Source organism: Streptomyces sp. NBC_01450, from assembly GCF_036227505.1.
In the GTDB taxonomy this organism is placed as follows: Bacteria; Actinomycetota; Actinomycetes; order Streptomycetales; family Streptomycetaceae; genus Streptomyces.
The window spans coordinates 1,558,066-1,576,362 of sequence record NZ_CP109481.1; the positions used below are offsets into that span (position 1 = coordinate 1,558,066).

Consider the following 18,297-nt stretch of genomic DNA (forward strand, 5'->3'; position numbering starts at 1 on the left):
CGGGTCTCTGAGCAGCAGGGCCCGCAGTCTCCGGGCTAAAGTTCGCCGCCCCGGTGAACACCGGCCCCGCCGTGGCCGGAGCCGTGAAGCTGCCCGAGCCGGTCGGCGGAAACCTGGCACGGGAGTCGGCGCCCCCGGTGCGACGGGCCGTCCGCCCGGGGTCGGACACCGACAGATCACTTCGGGCCGCCGGACAAGGTGGCCTCGGGCTGTTCTTCGTGGAGGGCCGCAAGTGCGGCGGGGAGCTTGCCCCGGCTGGTGATGCCCAGGCGTGGGTAGATCCGGTACAGGTGGGCTCCGACAGTGCGATGGGAGATGAACAGGCGCTGGCCGATCTCCCGGTTGGTCAGCCCCTGTGATGCCAGTACGGCTATCTGCGTTTCCTGGGGCGACAGTTGCTCGCTGGTGTTGGCGTGCCGTCGGCCGCTCGACTCGCCGGTGGCGCGCAGCTGTTCGCGGACCATCTCGGCCCAGGGCTGCGCGCCGATCCGGTCGAACTCGTCGCGGGCCAGTCGCAGCGGGGTGCGGGCGTCCACGTTGCGGCGTTGCCGTCGTAGCCAGCGGCCGTGGTGCAGGTGCAGCCGGGCACGCGCCAGTGTCCAGCTGGCCGGGAGCGTGGTGAGGGCCGCGGCGTAGCGCTCCTCGGCTGTGTCGTCCGCAGCCAGTACCGCGTCGGTGTAGGCGTGCGCGACCACCATCGCTTCCGAGGGCAGTCGGTCGGCCAGCTCGGGCAGGTCGGCCAGCAGTTCCCGGGCCTGCTCCACGGTACCGGCGGCCACCGCGGCGTCCGCCAGGTCCAGCGCCAGCAGCCAGCGACGCATCGAGTGGTAATGGAGGTCAGTCGGATCGAACGCACACGCGAGAATGTCGTAGGCCTCCGTTGCGCGGCCATCGAAGAGAGCAAGCAGACCGTCGACCTGTTGCGCTACTACCGTGACGTACCGCATACCGGCGAACAGGCTGTGCGCGCGCAGCTCGCGAACCGACCGCGCTGCTTCTTCGACCTCACCGCGCAGCGCTGCCACCAGGCCGGCCGTCGCCTTCAGCCCCAGCCATTGCATCCACTCCCCGGTCTCCTCGGCCAGGGCGAGCCCCTCGGCGGACTCCTCGCGAGCCCGGTTGAGCTGACCGAGGAACACCCGCGGATAATTGCCGGACAGAGAGCGGGCGAGCAGCCCGAGCCTGCCCTGCGACCGCCACGCCGTGGCCGCCAGCGCCAGGTAGCGGCTGGCGCGGTCGAAGTCGCCGATAGACATGGCGCTGGTGCCGAAGAAGTGCAGGATCCGGGCGTCCTCGCTGTCCGGCTCGAGACTGTCGAGCCGCGCGATCACGTCGGCCCCGTACCGGTACGGCTGGGCATACCCCCGCACCGCAAGCACATGGGGGGCGTCCGGATCGGGGTTCCACCGGTCCAGTTCCGCCGCGATCTGAGCGCGCACCTGCGCGTCGCCGTCCTGGAAGAAGCAGCGTATCCCGGCACGCCACAACAGGTCCTCGGCGACGTCGCCGGCTCCCGCGTCGAACGCTTCGGCCGCCGCGGTGACCATGTCCTGGATGCGCCGGTGCGGCTTGTCCGGTTCGAAAGCGGACTTGTCGGACACGATCATGAGGCGGGCCCGCTCCACCGGGCCGAGCGCGCTCATGTCGGCGCGGTCCAGCAGCATCTGCGTGTTGACACGGTCGTTGACCTCGCTGGCCAGCTCGGCCGCCCGGACCAGGATGCCGGTCCGGCGCTGCGGGTCGAGGACGAGGTCGGCCGCCTGACGCAGGGCGGGGACGGCCGCCGCCACCTTGCCCCGGGCGTGCGAGGCGTCGGCGAAACGTTCCAGACGGTCGGCTAGTTCCTCGTCCGGGCCGATCGCGGCCGCGGCCTGGTGGACGAGCTGACACCCGGGAATGTCGTCCATCACCACCGCGAGGGCGCGGTGGGTGGCCAGCCGATCGGTCAGCGCGGCGCGGGTGTAGATGGCCGAGCGCATCAGCGGATGCCCGAACTCGGGGGTACGGCCGACCAGGGTGACCAGGCCCGCGTCGACCGCCTCCTGCAGCGTGTCCACGGAGACCTCCGAACCGCAGAGGCGACTGGCTACCTGCAGCAGCCGGTTCAGCGGGGCGGCCGGCTCGGCGGCCAGGGCCAGCAGGAACGCGCTGCATTGCCGGCTCACCGAGTCGGTGCGTGCGGCGAAGACGTTCTCCAGCCGCTGGGTCAGCGGCAGGTCGTCCATCTGCCCGGACATGCCCTGAGCCGCCTTGGGCAGCTCGACCAGGGCCAGCGCGTTACCCGCGGCGCGCTCCAGAATGAGCGCCCGTACCGGCTCCGGCAGCTCGGGAGCGCCGGCGTCGAGCAGCTCGGCGGCGGCCGTCCGGCCGAGCGGCTCCAGATGGAGGTCCGGGTACATGTACGCGTCGGCCGACTGGGTACGGGCGCCGGCGATTTGCGCTATGGCGAGGTCGCCGGTGCGCCGGGCGACGAATCTGAGCACATCCCGGCTGGACGAATCGATCCACTGCAGGTCATCGACGAGCAGCAGGAGCGGCTGCCGGTCGGCCGCGTCGGCGAGAAGTTCGAGCGCGGCCAGTCCGACCCGGTATATCTGGGGCTCGGTCTCCGTGGCGCCGAACGCGCCGTTCAGCGCCGACCGGTGTGCGGCGGGCAGGTTCTGGATGTCACGGGCGACCGGTTGCAGCAGCAGTTGCAGTGCGGCGAACGGCAGCCACTGCTCGGTCTCCACCCCGGAGGTCCGCAGCACTCTGAAACCGCTTTCGGCGGCATCGGCACCGAGCTTGCGCAGCAGGGCCGACTTACCGACGCCAGCGGTGCCGTGGAGCAGCAGCGCGCCGCCGTGCCCGGCCGCCGCGTCCGTCAGCAGCCCGTGCAGAGTCCGCAACTCCTCGTCCCGACCGATCATCGCACGCCTGCGGATGCCGGCCTCAGCGGGGCTTCCGGCCCCCCCGTCCCCACGCGAATGCCCGACACCGCGGCCGTGGACGTGCGGGCCAAAGCCCGCGGCGAGAAGACAGTCCCCGCTGCCGTGCGACGGTGGCCGCCGGCGCCGCTCCCGCCACCGTTGACCGGCGCGGTCACAGAACGCTCGAGCGTGGCCGAAGGTTCACGCGTCGGTGCAGCAGGCATCGGGGTCAGCATGAAAACTTTCCTCCGGTCACAGTATTTGCGACTCGGATGTTACCTGTCAGCCGACGATTCCTCGGCTTGGGGTACAAGCGAACCGCTCGAGGCCTCCTGCCTGCGACGCATGGAAGATCCTCCGCCTCGACCGCCGCACTTGGCTCGCCGTCGCCTGCCAGATGACCGACAGCCCGGGCGCGTACACACCGTGATCGTCCGCGTGATGACGGATTCTCCCGCGCCGGGACCCCTGGTTCTCGATCACCTTGCTCGGCACAAGTAATCCACCAGAGGTCCCGTTCCTCGTCGTCACCGGTTCGACGAAGCGAAGAATTCAAGGAGCGATGATCACGCGGTCGTCCACCACACCGTCGTGTCCGCGGGGCACCTTCGCCTCGCCGCCTGCCTCCGTCAACTCGTCGCTGGCGAGCAGGACACGGCCATACGCCGGGGTGGTCAACGACTCTGCGGGTGCCGGCAGAACATCCGGCCTGGTCAAGCGGCATGTTGGTGCTCATGAAGGGGCGGCTTGTCGCGGCCCTTCCAGGGTGCGGTCTCAGGTCCCGGTACCGGTGTCCCGTTGGGTCGGCGGACCTTGCCGGAGAGCCGCTCTTGGACGTACTCGCGGAGCCGTTCGTTGACGGCAAGCTTCGCGGCCTTGGGGCGTCGCGTCGTAAGCTCAGCCTTCCTCTGCGCTACCGAGGCCCGGTACTCGAGCTTCCCGCCTCGAGTGGCCGCGTTGCGTCACAGCTCCCGCGAGTTGGTCGCCGGGTCGCGGCCGAGTCGGCGGCCCAACTCCGGTGCCCTGAGCCTCGCCCCCGTCGGGAGCCGTCACATATCCGCCCAGTCGACGTCATCCGTCCCCCGAGCCTGAACGAGATCCGCCGCCTGTACGACCGGATCGTCCTCGCCCCGCCCGCACCGCCCGGACCTGGCTCGCCATGCACGGGCACCGCTGGCGCTCCCGCCACCAGACCCGAGCCCGCGCCAGCCCCTACCGCACCCCGACCGCCCGCACTCACACACCGTAAAATCACCGGCTGTAGTACTGGGTATGACCCGATCCCGCGTGCTGACCTGAGTAGGAGCGATCTCGTCCACCGTGGTTCCCCCAACAGAGCACAGCCATCCCGGGCGCCACGTCAGAGGTTGTCTGCCGGCCGGAGCAATCACACCGGAGGAGCCGATGCAGACGGACCGCACCGATGAGGCAGTCGCGGATCACGTCGACGAAGGACGGCCACCCAGTCGCAGACAGAGGCTGCGCACAATCGTCGGCACAGGTGTGGGCAATGCGCTCGAGTGGTACGACTGGAACGTCTACGCGGTCTTCGCGCCGTTCCTCGCTGCAGAGTTCTTCAAACCGACGGACTCGTTCTCCGCGCTGCTCTCCACACTTGTGGTCTTCGCTGTCGGGTTCGGGATGCGACCGATCGGTGGCATCCTCTTCGGCTGGTTCGCCGACCGCCATGGCCGACGGGCATCCCTGTTGCTGTCGGTCGCCCTGGCCTCCGCCGGAAGCCTTCTGATCGGTGTTGCCCCTTCGTACTCAAGCGTTGGCGTGAGCGCATCGGTGCTGCTCCTGCTCGCCCGCTTGCTTCAGGGCTTTGCCTACGGTGGTGAGATCGCCGCCTCGCACACCTACATCTCAGAGATGGCTCCCCCACGCCGCCGAGGTCTGTGGTCCAGCACCATCTACGTCTCAGGTGTCTCGGCCGTCATCATTGCCACCCTCCTCGGCGCCACCCTGACCACCGTGCTCACCGACCAGCAGATGGGCAGCTGGGGCTGGCGGGTGCCCTTCCTCGTCGGCGGGGTGCTCGGCATCGTCACCCTCTTCCTGCGTCGCACGATGAGCGAGACGCCCTCGTACGAACACGCGCAGGCCGCGGAGGAACAGGACAGGTCCAGTACTTCCCTCCTACGGGGCCTCTGGAAGAACCGTGCCGCGGCACTGTGTGTCATCGGGCTCGCCTCAGGTGGCACCGTCTTCTTCTACACCTGGGTGACCGCCGCTCCGGCCTACGCGATCGGGGTGAAACACCTCCCGTCCTCCGCCGTGCTGTGGTCTGCCGTTATCGCCCTCACAGTCCTGGTCGCGACGCTGCCGCTCGCCGGAGCGCTGTCGGACCGCATAGGGCGACGGCCGTCCCTCCTGATGTTCACGCTCGGAGGCGCAGCAGTGACCTACCCCCTGAACCGCTTGATTCATGACAAGGTCTGGCAGCTCACGCTGTCCATGTCAATCGCGGGCATTCTGATCGCGCTTGGGACGTCGATTCTGCCGGCCTACCTCGCGGAGCTCTTCCCCACGCACGTGCGAGCCTCAGGGATCGGCGTACCGTACTCCATCGCCGTGGCACTCTGCGGAGGCACCGCACCGTACCTTCAAACGTGGCTGGCCAGCAGCGGCCGCGAGCACCTCTTCCTCGGCTACACGATCGCTCTGATGCTGTTGGCGGCCGTCGTTACTCTCGTGTCGCCCGAAACGAAGGGGAAGACGCTGGAGTAGGTGTACATGGTCCCGGTCATGGGCCGAGTTGAAGCTTCCCCTTGATCGCGGACACCTGGAGACTGGGACCTAAGGTTCCAGAGGAAGTAGCACCAGGTGGGAAGCAAGTACACGAAGCGGTACACAGAGGAATTCAAGCGGGACGCCATCGCGCTCGTCGACTCCTCGGGCAAGACGGTCACCGCCATCGCCCGGGAGCTCGGCATCAGCTCCGAGTCCCTGCGCGGCTGGTACCGCCAGGCCAAAGCAGACCAGGGCGAGGGCCGCCCTGGCGAGCTCTGCGGGTGCCGATACGTCATCCGGCCTGCTCAGGCGGCATGTTGGTACTCGTGCAGGGTTCCGCCGAGCCGGTCTCGTCGGCGGACCTCAAGATGCCCGATCTGCTCTGGCACGTTGATCGGTGCAGGCAGTGGGCGCAGCGGCGCGGCTTGTCCCAGGGCTCGGTGCGGTCGATGGCAGTTGTAGAAGGTCTCGAACTCGCGGAGCGAGTGCAGAAGGTGGCTCTGGTTCCCAGTCAAGGTGCGGTCCGGCAACTCACGTCGGCACGTCTGTATCCAGCGCTCCATGGGGGAGTTCATCCGCGGTATCCGAATGCCGGTGGTGACAACGTTCAGCCCGGCGTCGGTCAGCAGGTCGTCAAAAGCGGCCGTGAACTTCGACTCGCGGTCGCGGATCAAGAACCTGGCCCTGCTGCTTGCGTCCTCGAGGTCCATGAGGAGATTGCGCCCGAGCTGCACGATCCACTCCGCCGTCGGGTGTGCGCCGGCGCCCAGGATCCGCACCCGCCGCGTGGCGTGCTCGATCACCGCGAAGACGTACAGGCGCGCCCCGGTCAGGGTGCGGACCTCGAACAGATCGCAGGCGAGCAGCGCTTCTGCCTGGCTGCGCAGGAAGTCGGCCCAGGTGGTGCTCTGCCGTTCGGGCGCGGGTGGGATGCCGTGCTCGCGGAGGATCTCCCAGACGGTGGAGGCGGCGACCTTGATGCCGAGCGCCACGAGCTCGCCGTGGATCCGCCGGTAGCCCCACGAGTCATTCTCGCCCCCCGACGCACGACCAGGGCCCGGACCGACCGGATGGTCGGCGGGCGCCCGCGGCGCTTCGGCACGCAGGCCGCAGCGTGGCGCCGCTTGAGCAGGCCGCGATGCCGGCGCAGGAGCGTGTCCGGGCGGACCAGCAACAGGAGGTGCCGCAGCTGTCCTTCTCTCTAACGCTCATCGGCAACAGGCACAGGAACGCGAAGGCGTGGGTCACGGCGAGACACCCAAGACGCAGCAGCACGAAGATCATGATGCCGTCGATGCCCTGCGCAGATGGAGACAACAGGGTGAAGGGAGGCGCGGCCGGAGATCCGGGATCAAGCGCTTCACCTGGGCGGATGAATTATCGACACCCGCAGTGCTGGGATATGACGCGTCGCGTAGTGGTGTCACTTTCGGTTGGTACTCAGGCCGTCCAGCGTGAGGTCGAGGAGGCGTTCGGCCTGGGCGCGTTGGTCGGGTTTTCCGGAGGCGAGGGCGATGCCGGTCAGGGCTGCGAACATGTCGGTCGCGCTGATGTCGGAGCGGATCGTTCCGGCGGTGACGCTGGCGTCCATGAGCGAGGTGAGTGCTTCCAGCATCATTTCCCGGCTGTGCGCGTACGGGTTGACTCCGGACTCGACGACGGCCCGCAGTGCCTCGGCCATGCCCAGCTTGGCGGTCGCGTAGTCGATGAAGCGCCCCATCCAGTCGCGTAGGGCTTCACGTGGGGGCAGGGCCGCCAGCAGTCCCGGGGCCGCATCGCACAGTCGGGCCAGCTCGTTGCGGTAGGCGGCCTCGATCAGGATCTCCCTGGTCGGGAAGTTCCGGTAAAGGGTGGCGGTACCCACGCCTGCCTCCTTGGCAATGTGCTCAAGGTGCGCATCAAGTCCCTGTTCTGCGAAGACGCGCGTCGCGGTGGACAGGATCTTGTCCCGGTTCCGCTGGGCGTCAGCCCTCAGCGGGCGCCCTGTACCCGTACTCATGGATAGATCTCCTGTCGTTCCGACTTGCTAAGTGGAGGCGCACCCAGTTACAGTCCACTAAGTGGAGGCGCCCCCGGTTCCTACTGTAGGGCATAGGCCGCTCCACCCGCTTCCCGGAGAGGAAGCGACCCCTTCACCTCAGGCGAGCAGACATTTACCGCGAGGCATCCAGCCCCAGGGGTCCGTCACAGACTCAGGGTTTCGATATGTCGACCCTCTGTATCCATTCAGCAGTCTGCCGCGAAGGACCGCGGCCTAAGACATGAATTTCGGCAGGAGAAGAAGAGAATGACTCTCGCACTCGAAGGTAAGGTCGCCGTCGTCACCGGTGGCGCGTCCGGGGTCGGCCTGGGCATCGCTCAGGAGTTCGTGGACCAGGGCGCCACCGTCGTCATCACGGACCTCCAGCAGGACCAGATCGACGCGGCGGTCGCCGTGATCGGGCCGAAGGCATCGGGGGTCGTCGCCGATGTCTCGAAGCTTGCGGACATGAAGGCCGTGTACTCCGAGGTCATCGCGCTGCACGGACGGCTCGACGCGGTCGTGGCCAACGCCGGCATTGGCGCCCACGCCCCCCTCGAAGCGATCACGGAAGATGAGTTCGACCGCACCTTCAATATCAACGTCAAGGGCGTCCTGTTCACCGTGCAGCCGGCCATCCCGCTGCTGCCCAGCGGCGGCACCATTGTCGTCATCGGATCGACTGCCTCGATTCAGCCCCCGCGCGGGATGAGTCTTTACGCCGGCGCCAAGGCCGCTGTGCGCAACTGCGTCCGCGTCTGGATCCAGGACGTCAAGGGCTCCGGCATAAGGATCAACGTCCTGAGCCCCGGAGCCGTCGACACCGAGTCCCTGCGGCGCGCGCTCGCGATGGCGCAGGGCGCAGACAAGGTCGACGCCGCGGTCAAGGCCATGGGTGAGGGCAACCCGACCGGCCGTATCGCGGAACCCCGTGAGATGGGCAAGGCTGCGGCGTTCCTGTCCAGCGACGCCTCCAGCTTCGTCACCGGCGTCGAGCTCTTCGCCGACGGCGGTATGGCCCAGGTCTGAGCCGCCCGCCCCCGGCCGGCCGGGACCACGGATCTCGGCCGGCCGGGGGCCTCACCCGGTGGTTCAGCCAGGTGAGCCCCACCACGCGGGCCACCAGAATCTCCGCTCGCAGCACGCAGAAGAACCCACAAACGTACGGCGACACGAAATCCCGCGTCTGAACCGGATACCTGGTAACCACAACACCGGCCCGGCGCCGTGCCTGTTCCCTGCCGGCACCGCCCAAGTCCCCTGGTCCGACACCAGCACAGGCCCGTGTCGAGGCGAGCTTCGCCGGCCCCCTCTCAAAACGACAAGAGGCACGGTTCCCACCGATGCCGGCGAAGCCATCACCCACCGGCGGCCCCGCCAGCAGTGCACCGGCGCCGCCACCCTCACCAGACTCCGGTATCCCTTCATCGGCCCCCGGGCCGGAACAGGACCACCCTCATGCCATTTTCCCCTTCTCCTACACGCACCGGGCCGCCGGCCGCGCGCCACAAGAGCCCAGCCCTGCGGCCCGTCAACGCCAGCCGGGCGGCCATCGGCATCGCCATCGTGCTCGTCGCGCAGCTGATGCTCACCCTCGACAGCACCATCGTGAACGTCGCCCTCCCCAGGATCGGCGCCGACCTCGGATTCAGTCCGTCATCACTGTCGTGGGTACTCAACGCCTACACCCTGGCCTTCGGCGGACTGCTTCTCCTCGGCGGACGGCTCGGAGATACCTTCGGCCGCCTGCGGGTCTTCGAAATCGGTCTCGCCGTCTTCACCGTCTCCTCCCTCTTCGGTGGTCTCGCCCAGTCCCCGGCGACGCTGGTCATGGCGCGGGCGGCCCAGGGAATCGGCGCAGCCCTGGCAGCGCCAGGCGTGCTTGCCCTGGTCACCACCAGCGCCCGCGACGATGCGGGGAAAAACCGGGCCCTGGCTCTCTTCTCGGCCGTCGGTGTCGGCGGCGGCACCCTCGGTCTCGTACTCGGCGGCCTGGTCACCGAGTTCGGATCCTGGCGCTGGACCATGTTCATCAACGTGCCGATCGGTATCGGCGTCCTCGCCCTGGCCCGGCGGTTCGTCACCGAAACCCCGCGCAATCCCGGCCGCTTCGACTTCGTCGGGGCCATCGCCGCGACCGGAGCGGCGGTAGCGGTGGTCTGGTCACTGATCGGAGCTCCCGACAAGGGCTGGACATCCCTGCAGACCATCGGCGGTCTCGGGGTAGGTGCCGTGCTCGGCGCCGTGCTGGCCGTGACCGAACGCCGCGTCACCCACCCACTCCTCCGGCCGAACCTGCTCCGCTGCCGGCGCAGGCTCGGCGGACTGACCATCGTCACCCTGGTCTTCGGCTCACAGATCTCGACGTTCTTCCTTGTCGTCCAGTACGTCCAGCAGGTACTCCACTTCAGCCCCCTGGAAGCCGGCCTCGCGTTCCTGCCGATGACCGTCGGCATCTTCGCCCTCTCCCGTGTCACCCCCCGCCTGGTAGGACGCTTCGGACAGACACCGCTCCTCATGCTCGGCACCCTGGGCCTGACCGGCAGCTTCGCCTGGCTCAGCAACGTCGGCACATCCAGCAGCTACTTCCCGGCCGTCTTCGGCTCCCTGCTGCTCAACGGCATCGCCGCCGGACTGACCTTCATGCCCGCGGCCTCCCTGGTCGTCGGCGGCGTCAAGCCCGAGCACGCCGGATCCGCCTCCGGTCTGCTCCAGACCACCCAGCAGCTCGGCGGCGCCATCGGACTCGCCGTGGTCGTCTCGGTCTACGCCGCAGGCGCCGTACCTGGCGCGTTCGTACCCGGCGCACACGCGGCATTCCTGACCACCGCCGCATTCGCACTGTTGGCGTTCATCGTCACCGTGCTGGCCGTACGTCCCAGCCGGCACAAGGCCGCCCAGAGCGCCTGAGGGCACAACTCCCTTGGTGCGTAAGGCGGATACCTCGCAACTGGGGCAGGTCTGCGCGGTCACGTCCATGGTCATTGGTCATCAGGTAGACCCGCCGGGTGCCGTTCGCGAGCTGCTCGACCTTCGTGACGGCCAGGCCGTCCAGGTCGAGCAGCAACGTCGTATTGTGGTCCAAGCCCGTGCGTCCAAGTGATCAAGCTGCGTGGAGAATAGCCATGATCACCCGCGATCACGGGCTCCCTGCATCCAGGGCCCAATTCGCCCCACACTCACCACCAGTGGCGGCAGGGCAGGTCGATCGACGCCAGACCCCGCTCAAGCTCGAAGACCCGACAAGGCTTGACTGCCGTGACCTTGTGCCTCCCGGCTTCCTGGTCCGGATGCTTCGCCCGGGGGTCCGCGGCGTTGGCCAGGTGTTGTTCAGGTGGGTGAGCGCTGTTGCCAGACGGAGGTGAGCGCTGTGGCGGGGTCGGTGTCGGCTGGTGCCGCGGGCCACCATTCGCCGTCGTCGTCCTGGACGTAGGGGTACCAGCGGGCGTCGGGGCCCAGACGCAGCTGGATGCCCTGGCCGGGGAGGGTGAGGCGGTTGCGCCAGGCCCTGAGGGGGGCGGGGCCGGTGGCCATCTCGGCGAGGGTCATGGTCAGGGCGGTGCGGGCGGCTGCCATCACCGCTGGGTCGGGGGTGTGGGGCTGTTCGGCGACGGTGAGGCCGGTGGGACCGCCGTGGCGCCAGGCGCGGACGAGGCGGGCGAACGCGGTCGGTTTGGTGCCGGTGTTCTGGATCAGGTTATGGAACCACTCGGGCCCGGGGCTGCTCGCGGCGATCCGTACGGCGTCCTGGTGCTGGGTCAGATGCAGGCAAGTGGTGTCGCCGGACAACAACTGCGTTGCGCGCGCCGCCGCGTCGGCCATGAGCCGTTCCAGGTCCGTGAGGGACAGGCCGCTGTCGGACGGTGGGGGGACCGGCAGTGCGGCGGCGTGGGGGGATGGTGCGGGGAGGTCGGGCAGCCCGGGGGTGTGTTCGGCCCAGGCGGCGTAGGCGCTGGCGGCGGGGATCCCGGCCGGAGCCGGCGGGGTGTCCGCCGCCGGGCTCGCGGTGCGGCGTGCGCGCAGTTGGGCGAGGACCTCCTCGCGGCTGCGACCGCGCAACGCGAAGAGCACGAACGGGTCGGTGTCGATGGTGGCGGCGATGGCGTAGCAGAGCGCGGCGGCGTGCTTGCAGGGATATCCCCAGTCGGGGCAGGAGCAGTCCGGGTCGAGTTCGGTGGGCTGCGGCAGCAGGGGGACACCTGCCTGGCTGGCGTCGTCGACGAGTTGGGCGGGCATCTCGCCGTCGAGGAGCGCGGCGAGATGCCCGGCACGGGCCGCGACGGCATCCAGCAGTGTGTCCCACTGGGCGTCGGTGAGGACGGGCAGGTGGACCGAGGATCGGTAGGGGCGCGGCTGGCTGCCTTGGACAGAGGCCTTGATATGGCCGGGGGTGACGGTGGTCGGGCCGACCATGCCCTTGCGGGCGTAGGTGCGTCCGCGGGACAGACGCCCGGCGTCGAGGGTGGAGTCCTCCAGGGCGGTTACCCACGCCTGGCCCCACCAGGTTGCGGCGAAGGCGTGCCTGCCGCGGGTGGGCGCACGGCGCTGGCCGGGCAGTGAGGGGCTCATGACTGCCTCCCCAGGGCGACGAGTTCGGCGAGGTCGGCGTCGGACAGTTCGGTCAGGGCGGCCTCGCCGGAGCCGACGACGGCGTCGGCGAGCGCGCGCTTGGATTCCAGCAGCTTGGCCACCTTGTCCTCCACGGTGCCCTCTGCGAGGAGCTTGTGGACCTGGACGGGTTTGTCCTGGCCGATGCGGTAGGCGCGGTCGGTGGCCTGGTCCTCGACGGCAGGGTTCCACCAGCGGTCGTAGTGCACGACGTGGGCGGCGCGGGTGAGGTTGAGGCCGGTACCTGCCGCTTTCAGCGACAGCAGGAATACCGGTACTTCACCGTGCTGGAAGCGGTCCACCATGTCCTCGCGTTGCGCGACGGGGGTGCCGCCGTGCAGGAGGAGGGTGGGGATGCCGCGTTCGGCGAGGTGTTTCTCCAGGAGGGCCGCCATCTTCGTGTACTGGGTGAAGACCAGGACCGACTCGCCCTCGGCGGTGATCGTGTCGATCAGCTCGTCGAGCAGGTCCAGTTTGCCGCTGCGGCCACGCAGCGGCGTGGACTGGCGCAGGTACTGGGCCGGGTGGTTGCAGATCTGCTTCAGAGCGGTGAGCAGCTTCAGCACCAGGCCGCGCCGGGCGATGCCCTCGGACTCCTCGATCTTCGCCATGGTCTCGCGGACCACCGCCTCGTACAGGCTGGTCTGCTCGGCCGTCAGCGACACGACGCGGTCGGTCTCGGTCTTGGCCGGCAGTTCGGGCGCAATCCCCGGGTCGGACTTCCTGCGGCGCAGCAGGAAGGGACGGACGAGACGGGACAGGCGCTCGGCGGCCTCGGGGTCCTCGCCCGTCTCGACCGGGCGGGCGTACCGGTCGCGGAAGGTGGAGAGCGGGCCGAGGAGTCCGGGGGTGGTCCAGTCGAGCAGCGCCCACAGTTCGGAGAGGTTGTTCTCCACCGGGGTGCCGGTGAGGGCGACGCGGGCGAGGGCGGGCAGGGCGCGCAGCTCGCGGGCGGTGACGGCGTAGGGGTTCTTGACGTGCTGGGCCTCGTCGGCGGCGAGAAGCGACCAAGCCGTCTCGGCGAGGGCTTCGCGGTCGCGGCGCAGCACCCCGTAGGTGACCAGGACGATTTCATCGCCGGCCAGGTCGTCGAGGTGGCGGCTGCCGCCGTGGTAGCGGCGCACGGGCGTGGACGGCGCGAACCTGGCCGCCTCGCGCTGCCAGTTGCCGAGCAGGGAGGCCGGGCACACGACAAGGGTGGGGCCCGCGGTGGCGGGGTCGGTCTGGCGGTGCAGATGCAGGGCGAGGAGGGTGATGGTCTTGCCCAGGCCCATGTCGTCGGCGAGGCAGCCGCCGAGGCCGAGCTCGCACATCTCGGCCAGCCAGGCAAGGCCCCGCTTCTGGTAGTCGCGCAACGTGGCCTTGAGCGCGGTCGGCTGCTCGGCGGAGGTACGGGATTCGGGATCGCGGATACGAGCGACGAGGTCGCCGAACTGGCCGACCGCCGCGCAGGGGATCGGCTCGCCCTCCCTTTCCACCTCGCCGGTCAGCGCGGCGCTCAGCGCTTCCATGGGGGTGAGCGGTTGCATCCGGCGGCGCCTGGCGCGGGCCACCAGCTTCGGGTCGGCGACCACCCACTGGTCACGCAGCCGGACGAGGGGACGGCGCGCCTCGGCGAGGGCGTCCATCTCGGCGTCGGTGAGCGGCTCGCAGCCGAGCGAGATCTGCCAACGGAAGTCGAGGAGGGCGGCGGCGTCGAGAAGACCGCCGGCGCTGGAGCCGGGGGCGGTGCGCTGCCCGATCTCCCCGGTCGCGGTGAGTGCCTTGACCAGCTCGCGCGGCCAGTGCACGTCGATACCGGTCGCGCGCAGCGCGTCGGTGGCGTCGCCCAGCAGGTCGAAGGCTTCGTCGTCGGTCAGCCGGAGTTCGTCGGGGGCGGCGTCTTTCAGCAGCCGCTGCAGCGGGGGCCAGACGCGGGCAGCGCGGCGCAGCGCGAGCAGCGTTTCGGTCTCGGCGCGCGGGCCGAGCAGCCGCTCGACCTCGGCCGGCTCGCTCCACAGCCGTGCCGCCTGGACGAGGAGCGCCGGATCCGCCGCGGTGTGCAACTGCAGGACGGCCCTGAACTGCCGGCGCCGCCCCTCGGGCAGGTCGACGCGCAGCGAGACACCGACCTCGGCGGTGAGCGCAGCGGTGGTCTCTTCGGACCACTCGCGCAGGGCGGGCACGGCACGCACCTCACGCCAGGCGTACGGCCGTGCTCCCACGGCGAGTGGCGCGGCCGGGGTTCGGACCAGGCCGTCGGCGACCGCGTCGCAGAACTGGCGTACCAGGGCCGCCGGTTCGGCGATCCGCAGCGGTGGCGGACCCGGTTCCGGCAGGCAGTGGGCATGCGGCGGGAACGCGGCGGCCAGGGAGTCCAGCGTCTGCCGCTGGGCGGCGGTGAAGGGGCCCGCCTGCCAGGTGTCGTAACCGGCGGGGGTGAGGGCCGGGTGGAGGCGGCCGTCCGCGAGCAGCCGCAGCGCGAACCGGGCGGCGGCCTGCCAGGCGGTGGCGGACGGATGCGGCGGCCGCGCCCCCTCCAGGGCAGACACGGCGACAGTGACGGGCAGCGCGTAGCCCTCCACCCTGCGCCGTCTGACCGAGCGGCCGTGCGGCAGCACCAGTTCCACCGAGTCGGTCTCCACACTCGGACGCATGCCATTGTCCTCGGCGACCGCCCCGGCAGGCTGCCAGAGCAGCACACGCCCGAGACGGGCCGGCTCTCCGGGCAGGAACACCGCCGCCCAGCCCCCGTCGAGCAGCCCCCGTGCCCAAGTGGCAGCCTCGGGGGCGGCCGGCGGCGGTGCGCTCATCGTGCCCGTGCCCGGTTCTCGTACGACGATCCGTGCCACGCTCTTCCGCTCCATCGCCATCCGGGGCGGTCCTCACCGCTCACGCCCACCACCGGACCTCACCACGCACTGTCACCCACCGGCAAGTTCGGGCCATACCGTCACGGGTGGGGAGGAGAGTTTACCGGCCGCGGGCCTGTAGAGGTCGGGCGGATGGGGACACGCTCGCCAAGTGGGCCGCCGCCGTCTCCGACACCCTGGCGCTCGGCCTGATCAACGAGGGCATCGGTATGGGCCTGCCGATCGTTGTCCTTCCCCACTTCAACGACGCCCGGGCCGCATTCGGGCGTCGCCAGGCACGTCGACGTCCTGTGTGAGGGGGGCGTCACCGTGTTACTCGGAGAGGGCGGCTTCACGCCGCGCAAGCCGTGTAATGGCGACCTCGACGCGTACCCGTGGCAGGTTACTCTCCCAGCCTGATCACGCGGGAAGTGGCTGTGTGCGCGAGAACGGGGTTCTGGCACAGATCTTGGGGAGCAGTCACGGAGGGTGGCCGCAGTGTTCGATTGCGATACACCGAGCGGGTGTGAGAACCCATCTTTGAACCTCGATTGATCTCCTCGCGCCCGCCCGGCTTCATCGCGGTGAGTGTGGACACTGCCGAGCACGAGCTCAGTCGGACAGCGCGACCGGGGACCACATGCCGAACCCGCCCTCGCCGACCGCCCCTTCGGCGAGGCGCTGCTCGCGTACGCCACGAGTTCGGCCGTCGGGCTCCTGCACCCCGACGACACCGTCGAGCTCGACCCTCCGATGGAGACGCCGATCGCCGCCGACGACCGGCTCGTCCTGATCACCGAGGACGACGACACCGCGTTCCGCGCCGACGGCCCCCTGCCCGTCGACGAGAACGTCATCGCCACCGCGCTCCCCCGGCAGCCGTCCACCGCCCGGCTGCTCATGCTGGGATGGAACCGGCGGGCCTCCATGATCGTCACCCAGCTCGACGCCCACGTGTCAAAAGGCTCCCGTCTCGACATCGTGTCCCCAGAGTCCGAGTCGACCGCGCAGATGGTGCAGACGGTGCAGGACTACGGTGCGCGGACGCGCCACCTCGACATCAGCCTCCACAACAGCGACACCACTGAGCCGCGGATCCTCCACGACCTCGACATCCCCTCGTACGACGCGGTGATCGTCCTCGGCTACGACGGCCCCGGCCCCGGCCCCACGGAAGCCGCCGGCCCGGACGACCCGACGCTGGTCACGCTCCTGCATCTGCGCGCCTTGGAACAGGCCACAGGACGTGAACTGTCCCTCGTCACCGAAATGCACGACGACCGGAACCGTCTGCTCGCCCCGGTGCGAGACGGCGCCGACTTCATCGTCAGCGGCCGCCTGACCAGCCTTCTCATGACCCAGATCGCCGAAAACCGGCACCTGGCCACGCTGTTCGATGACCTCTTCACCGCCCACGGCAACGGGATCCACCTCAAACCCGCAACCGACTACGTCCGTTCAGGGCGCGAGGCCACCTTCGCCACAGTCGTCGAATCGGCCCGCCGTCGCCGCCACTGCGCCATTGGGTCCCGCCTGGCCTCCGGGGCGGCGACGGGCCGGGCGTACGGCGTCCACATCAACCCGGACAAGCGCGAACGGATCCAGCTCGGCGACGGCGACTGCGACTGCGACTGCGACTGCGACTGCGACTGCGACTGAGTGATCGTGGTCGTGGTCGTGGTCGCGGAAAACCAACCCCCGCTCCCGACGGCGGAGCTTGCCCCCGACTCGGCCACCGAGGCCGGCCGCCTGGCGGGCCCGCGTATTCCCCCGGCGCCGTAGATCGACGTCCGTACCGCCTTCGAGTCGTATCGTCACCTGGCCAGGGCCCGGGCGGACGGCTCCCGTCCCTCACGACCGGCAAGTCCGCCCACGCCCGCCAAGGCGGACCGTCTCGTTACCGGTAGTTCGTTAAATCCGGCAGTAGAGGGGCCCTGACCCAAGGCCGGAAGCCGTGAACCGTGCCGGCCACGCGGACCGAGGTGACGTCGATACCGGCCTCGCGCAGCTTGTTTGCGTGCTGCTCGCCCTCCTCGTGCAGCACGTCGGCCTCGCCCGTGATGACCAGTTCCTGGCACGGACTGGCGTTTGTTTCTGCCGGAACAACCGACCGCAGCACTTCGGGCCTCGCCGGGCTGCGGTCAGTGGCGACGGCGCTCCGTGGGGAGAATTCGGGGAGTGTCCGAGCCCCCTGGGAACGCGCAGGGAGGAACGACCCTCGTCGTCCGGGTCACCGCTCACGGTCACTGCGGGTTCCGAGCGCTCCCGCCCCGTTGCTCGATCGTCGCTGTCAGGACGGAAGCCGTAGTCCCGGTGATCCTGAGGAGGAGAGGCGACCGCACGTCCAGTCAGGCCAAGGAACCGGCGTGAGTTGTGCCTGCGAAGTCCGACGTTCGGTCGACATGTCTCGCAATGTGCCGACAGCCGTCTGCACCTCGTCTCGTTCTGGCGATTACTGCGTGACCTGTGCGTGGCGGTCGCGTTCATCGGCTGTGCGAAAGATCATCACGTGTGGCCGCTGGATCTGGTGTGCTCCGGGGGCCGGCATTCTCGGTAGCGTGACCATCTGCTGCATGGAGTGTCCATGTGTCCGGCTGGTCCGTGCGACGGCTTCCGACGGAGAGTGATGAGGCTGCAATGAGTGAACTGACGAAGCCCGAGGTCGACGTTCCGGAGGGCGACGCTCCTACCGAGCTGACCATCCGGGACCTGGTCGTCGGGGACGGGGCTGAGGTGAAGCCGGGCATGGTGGTAAGGGTCCACTATGTCGGGGTGACCTTCGAGTCCGGGAAGGAGTTCGATGCCTCCTGGGACCGGGGCCAGCCGTTCAAGTTCGCCCTGGGCAGTGGCAAGGTCATCAAGGGCTGGGACCGGGGGGTGAGGGGGATGAAGGTCGGCGGTCGGCGCGAGATCATCGTTCCCCCGCGTCTCGGCTACGGCAATCAGTCGCACTCGCCGTTGATCCCGGCGGGCTCGACCCTGGTCTTCGTGGTGGACCTGCTCGACTCGTATTCCAGCACAACCGGGTGGAGCAACGCCTAATGCTGGATTCCTCTTTCGGTGGGTATAGCTGCTGGTAGCGGGGCAGTTGCGGGTGCTCGGGGGCGGGTGCTGGGTAGTGGTGCTGAGGGCACGGCCGGGCCGTGACGAGGGTGAGCAAGCGGTGGTCCACCGCCTGGCGTCGGCCAGAAAGGCG

General features: G+C 69.4%; 10 protein-coding genes and 4 pseudogenes. 6 read left to right on the plus strand and 8 right to left on the minus strand.

The genetic code is table 11. The features are described 5' to 3' along the window. Window positions 1-176 precede the first annotated feature (176 nt). The 3 genes and pseudogenes from OG568_RS55765 to OG568_RS55775 all read right to left on the minus strand — a co-directional run. A complete protein-coding gene (locus tag OG568_RS55765) occupies window positions 177-2,909 on the minus strand; it encodes an AAA family ATPase (protein WP_329537655.1) in 2,733 nt (910 codons plus the stop codon). Window positions 2,910-3,461: 552 nt separating this feature from the next. Further along, window positions 3,462-3,587, minus strand: a complete 126-nt coding sequence (locus OG568_RS55770; RefSeq protein ID WP_329538339.1) for a hypothetical protein — start codon at window positions 3,585-3,587, stop codon at window positions 3,462-3,464. A 65-nt stretch (window positions 3,588-3,652) separates the two neighbouring features. Then, window positions 3,653-3,925 (minus strand): annotated as a pseudogene (locus OG568_RS55775) (IS30 family transposase); the annotation flags it as partial. 487 nt (window positions 3,926-4,412) lie between these two features. On the opposite strand from OG568_RS55775, the gene OG568_RS55780 reads away from it, so the two are divergent. Beyond that, window positions 4,413-5,639: an MFS transporter gene (locus tag OG568_RS55780; protein ID WP_329537656.1), complete on the plus strand. Its 1,227-nt coding sequence runs from the start codon at window positions 4,413-4,415 to the stop codon at window positions 5,637-5,639. A 96-nt stretch (window positions 5,640-5,735) separates the two neighbouring features. Next, a pseudogene (locus OG568_RS61975) lies at window positions 5,736-5,891 on the plus strand (transposase); the annotation flags it as partial. A 56-nt stretch (window positions 5,892-5,947) separates the two neighbouring features. Here OG568_RS61975 and OG568_RS55785 read toward each other — a convergent pair. After that, window positions 5,948-6,917, minus strand: a pseudogene (locus OG568_RS55785) (integrase core domain-containing protein). Window positions 6,918-7,065: 148 nt separating this feature from the next. Continuing rightward, entirely contained in the window at window positions 7,066-7,641 is a 576-nt protein-coding gene (locus tag OG568_RS55790) for a TetR/AcrR family transcriptional regulator (RefSeq protein WP_329537657.1), read from the minus strand. 288 nt (window positions 7,642-7,929) lie between these two features. On the opposite strand from OG568_RS55790, the gene OG568_RS55795 reads away from it, so the two are divergent. Both OG568_RS55795 and OG568_RS55800 read left to right on the plus strand, forming a co-directional pair. Beyond that, window positions 7,930-8,691: an SDR family NAD(P)-dependent oxidoreductase gene (locus OG568_RS55795; RefSeq protein ID WP_329537658.1), complete on the plus strand. Its 762-nt coding sequence runs from the start codon at window positions 7,930-7,932 to the stop codon at window positions 8,689-8,691. 429 nt (window positions 8,692-9,120) lie between these two features. Beyond that, complete coding sequence (locus OG568_RS55800; protein ID WP_329537659.1) at window positions 9,121-10,572, plus strand: MFS transporter; 1,452 nt, start codon at window positions 9,121-9,123, stop codon at window positions 10,570-10,572. A gap of 420 nt (window positions 10,573-10,992) precedes the next feature. On the opposite strand, the gene OG568_RS55805 is transcribed toward OG568_RS55800, so the two are convergent. Together OG568_RS55805 and OG568_RS55810 are read right to left on the minus strand one after the other, a co-directional pair. After that, window positions 10,993-12,231 (minus strand): SWIM zinc finger family protein, encoded by a 1,239-nt coding sequence (locus tag OG568_RS55805; protein WP_329537660.1) that lies wholly within the window; start codon window positions 12,229-12,231, stop codon window positions 10,993-10,995. Then, window positions 12,228-15,062 (minus strand): DEAD/DEAH box helicase, encoded by a 2,835-nt coding sequence (locus OG568_RS55810; RefSeq protein WP_329538299.1) that lies wholly within the window; start codon window positions 15,060-15,062, stop codon window positions 12,228-12,230. Before OG568_RS55810 ends, OG568_RS55805 begins: the two co-directional genes overlap by 4 nt. Before the next feature lie 627 nt (window positions 15,063-15,689). Here OG568_RS55810 and OG568_RS55815 point away from each other — a divergent pair. Continuing rightward, the gene (locus OG568_RS55815; RefSeq protein WP_329537661.1) at window positions 15,690-16,760 is read left to right on the plus strand and encodes a hypothetical protein; all 1,071 of its coding nucleotides are present in this window, start codon (window positions 15,690-15,692) and stop codon (window positions 16,758-16,760) included. Window positions 16,761-17,049: 289 nt separating this feature from the next. On the opposite strand, the pseudogene OG568_RS55820 reads toward OG568_RS55815, so the two are convergent. Continuing rightward, window positions 17,050-17,169, minus strand: a pseudogene (locus tag OG568_RS55820) (alpha/beta hydrolase fold domain-containing protein); the annotation flags it as partial. A gap of 569 nt (window positions 17,170-17,738) precedes the next feature. Here OG568_RS55820 and OG568_RS55825 point away from each other — a divergent pair. Continuing rightward, a complete protein-coding gene (locus OG568_RS55825; protein WP_054229571.1) occupies window positions 17,739-18,143 on the plus strand; it encodes an FKBP-type peptidyl-prolyl cis-trans isomerase in 405 nt (134 codons plus the stop codon). Window positions 18,144-18,297 lie beyond the last annotated feature (154 nt).